This window comes from Pseudomonas sp. HMWF006 (assembly GCF_003061205.1).
Classification (GTDB): Bacteria; Pseudomonadota; Gammaproteobacteria; order Pseudomonadales; family Pseudomonadaceae; genus Aquipseudomonas; species Aquipseudomonas monsensis.
In genome coordinates this window covers 1-3,576 of record NZ_QAIU01000549.1, presented here as the reverse complement: position 1 = coordinate 3,576, position 3,576 = coordinate 1, and the positions used below count along the sequence as shown (strand labels likewise).

The window sequence follows — 3,576 nt, the reverse complement described above, 5'->3', positions numbered from 1 at the left end:
CAAGGACTGAGCAAGGCGTTGTGGCCGCTGACGCCATCGCGGGCAAGCCCACAGGTTCTGCGTGTAAATACAGGTTTGTGAGCAACACCGCCTCCTGTGGGAGCAGGCTTGCCCGCGATGACCGCCTCACAGCCAGCACAAGTCTTCAGGCATAAAAAAACCGCCGCCCGGTTCAATCGGGACGGCGGTTTTTTTGTTTCATCACGGCAGAGTCAGGAATCACGCCGCAGATCGGGCGGAATCGGCAAGTCGTCCTTGAGCGGATCCGGGCGTTTGCCCTTGCCCGCACGGTGCTGGCGGATCTGGTAGACATAGGCCAACACCTGAGCGACAGCCAGATACAGCCCGCCGGGGATTTCCTGCTCCAGCTCGGTGGAGTAGTAGATCGAACGCGCCAGGGCCGGCGATTCGAGGAGCATGACGTTGTTGGCCACGGCGATTTCGCGGATTTTCAGTGCGAGGAAGTCGCTGCCCTTGGCCAGCAGCACCGGTGCCCCGCCCTTCTCCGAGTCGTACTTGAGCGCCACAGCGTAGTGGGTCGGGTTGGTGATGACCACGTCGGCATCGGGAATCGCCGCCATCATCCGCCGCTGGGACATCTCGCGCTGCACCTGACGGATCCGCTGCTTGACCTCGGGCCGGCCTTCCTGATCCTTGTGCTCGTCGCGCACTTCCTGCTTGGTCATCTTGAGCTTTTTCATGCTCTCCCAGATCTGCACCGGCACGTCCACCGCCGCGATCAGGATCAACCCGCAGGCCATCCACAATGTGCTCCAGCCGACCAGCAAGACGCTGTGAATGATCGCCTGGTCCAGCGGCTCATGGGCAATGCGCAGCAGGTCGTCGACGTCCGACGACAACACCACGAGCGCCACCGCCAGCACGATGAAAAACTTCGCCAGCGCCTTGAGCAGCTCGACAATCGCCTTCATCGAAAACATGCGCTTGAGACCGGCGCCGGGGTTCATCCGGCTGAACTTGGGCGCCATGGAACCGGCGGCAAACAGCCAGCCACCGAGGGCGATCGGCCCCAGCAGTGCAGCGAGCAGCAAGGTGATCATGATCGGCTGAATCGCCACCAGGGCGATCTTCCCTGAATGCAGGAGAAAGGTGCCCATCGAGCGTTGATCCATGATCACTTCCCGCGACAGCGAGAAGTTCATGCGCATCAGCTCCATCAGATCCTGCGCGAGCATGCCGCCGAAAATCAGCAGGCCACCGGCGCCGGCCAGCATCACCGCGAGGGTGTTGAGCTCTTTGGAGCGCGCAACCTCACCCTTTTCACGCGAATCCTTTTTGCGTTTCTCCGTGGGGTCTTCTGTTTTGTCCTGACCGCTTTCGCTCTCAGCCATGACTCAGCGCGCCTGTGCCAGTTCGCGTAAAAACTGCAGAGCCTCGGCGGCCAGCGGTTGATACTGGTTGAGAATGTCCGCCAGACCGACCCAGACGATGAACAGGCCGAGCACCAGGGTCAGCGGGAAACCGATGGAGAAGATGTTCAGTTGCGGCGCCGCGCGGGTCATGACGCCAAAGGCGATGTTGACCACCAGCAGCGCCGTGATCGCCGGCAAGACCAGCAACAGTGCCGCACCCAGGACCCAGCCGAGTTTGCCGGCCAGCTCCCAGTAATGTGCGGTCATCAGACCGCTGCCGACCGGCAGCGTGGTGAAACTCTCGGTGAGGACTTCGAACACCACCAGGTGGCCGTTCATCGACAGGAACAGCAAGGTCACCAGCATGGTGAAGAACTGCCCGATCACCGCCACCGACACGCCGTTGGTGGGGTCGACCATCGAGGCGAATCCCATGCCCATCTGGATCGCGACAATCTGCCCGGCCACCACAAAGGCCTGGAAAAACAGTTGCAGGGAAAAGCCGAGAATCGCGCCGATCAGAATCTGCTCGGCAATCAGCAGCAAGCCGCTCAGGTCCAGCGCATTGACCGCCGGCATCGGCGGCAGGTTGGGCGCGATCACCACAGTAATTGCCAGGGCGAAGTACAGCCGAATGCGCTTCGGCACCAGGGTCGTGCCGAACACCGGCATGACCATCAGCACCGCGCCGACGCGAAACAGCGGCAACATGAATGTCGCCACCCAGGTACTGATCTGGGTGTCGGTCAGCTGAAGCAACGATTGCATGGCTTAGCCAATGACCATCGGGATGTTGTGGTACAGCTGGATGATGTATTCCATGAAAGTCTGCACCAGCCACGGGCCGGCGACGATCAGCGTTACCAGCATCACCAGCAGTCGCGGCAGGAAACTCAGGGTCTGTTCGTTGATCTGCGTGGCGGCCTGGAACATTGCCACCAGCAGGCCGACCAACAGGCTCGGAATCACCAGCACCGCGACCATCAGCGTGGTCAGCCACAATGCTTCGCGGAAAATGTCGACCGCAACTTCAGGGGTCATGGCGAGACACCGCCGAAGCTGCTCGCCAGGGTGCCGATAATCAGCGCCCAACCATCCACCAGGACAAACAGCATGATCTTGAACGGCAGGGAAATGATCAGCGGCGAGAGCATCATCATCCCCATCGCCATCAGCACACTGGCCACGACCAGGTCGATGATCAGGAACGGAATGAAGATCATGAAGCCGATCTGGAACGCGGTTTTAAGCTCCGAGGTGACGAAGGCCGGCACCAGAATAGTCAGCGGCGCCTGATCCGGCGTGGCGATATCCGTGCGCTTGGACAAGCGCATGAACAGCTCCAGATCGCTGCTGCGGGTCTGGGCGAGCATGAAGTCCTTGATCGGCACCTGGGCCTTTTCCACTGCCTGTTGCGCGGTGAGTTTTTCCGCCAGGTACGGCTGCAGCGCATCGTTGTTCACCCGATCGAACACCGGGGCCATGATGAACAGCGTCAGAAACAGCGCCATGCCGGTGAGGATCTGGTTCGACGGCGTCTGTTGCAGGCCGAGGGCCTGACGCAGGATCGAGAAGACAATGATGATCCGGGTGAAACTGGTCATCAGCATGACGAACGCCGGAATGAAGCTCAGCGCGGTCATGATCAGCAGGATCTGCAGGCTGACCGAATACTCCTGCGCGCCGTCGGCGTTGGTGCCTAGCGTGATCGCCGGGATCGACAACGGATCGGCGGCGAACGCCAGCGGCGCGGCCAGCAACAGGGCCAGCGTCAAGACGATGCGTAGCGCACCCATTACTTCTTATCCTTCTGATCCTTGCCGAGCATCTTCAACAGATGCTGGGCAAACTCCGGAGTGGCTTTCTCGCTGGTCGCCGGCACCGGCACCGGCTCCTTGAGCACGTGCAGCGCGGTGATGGTGCCGGGGCTCAGGCCGAGCAGAATCTGTTCGTTACCGACCTGCACCAGCATCAGCCGGTCACGCGGCCCGAGGGCGCGCGAACCGATCAGTTCGATCACCTGGCCCTTGCCGGCAGGACCGGCCTGCTGCACACGGCGCAACAGCCAGGCGAGGAAAAAGATCAGCCCCAGCACCAACAGCAAGCCGAACACCAGTTGCGTCAGTTGCCCGGCCACACCGCTGTTGACCGCCGGTGCGGCGGCTGCGGCGGCAGGTGCGGCGGCTGCGGCGGCAGGTGCGGC

General features: G+C 61.6%; 5 protein-coding genes. All 5 read right to left on the bottom strand.

Annotated features, from left to right (window positions below; all coding sequences use genetic code 11):
* Positions 1-212: 212 nt before the first annotated feature.
* Positions 213-1,352 (bottom strand): flagellar biosynthesis protein FlhB, encoded by a 1,140-nt coding sequence (flhB, locus tag DBR24_RS24710; protein ID WP_128616048.1) that lies wholly within the window; start codon positions 1,350-1,352, stop codon positions 213-215.
* Positions 1,353-1,355: 3 nt separating this feature from the next.
* Complete coding sequence (fliR, locus tag DBR24_RS24705) at positions 1,356-2,141, bottom strand: flagellar biosynthetic protein FliR (protein ID WP_123465777.1); 786 nt, start codon at positions 2,139-2,141, stop codon at positions 1,356-1,358.
* 3 nt (positions 2,142-2,144) lie between these two features.
* The gene (fliQ, locus tag DBR24_RS24700; RefSeq protein ID WP_123465775.1) at positions 2,145-2,414 is read right to left on the bottom strand and encodes a flagellar biosynthesis protein FliQ; all 270 of its coding nucleotides are present in this window, start codon (positions 2,412-2,414) and stop codon (positions 2,145-2,147) included.
* Positions 2,411-3,169, bottom strand: coding sequence for a flagellar type III secretion system pore protein FliP (gene fliP / locus DBR24_RS24695; RefSeq protein WP_123465773.1), 759 nt, complete (start codon positions 3,167-3,169; stop codon positions 2,411-2,413). Before fliP ends, fliQ begins: the two co-directional genes overlap by 4 nt.
* Positions 3,169-3,576: flagellar biosynthetic protein FliO (gene fliO / locus DBR24_RS24690; RefSeq protein WP_128616047.1), on the bottom strand; the 408-nt coding region annotated here is incomplete at its 5' end. The genes fliO and fliP, both read right to left, overlap by 1 nt.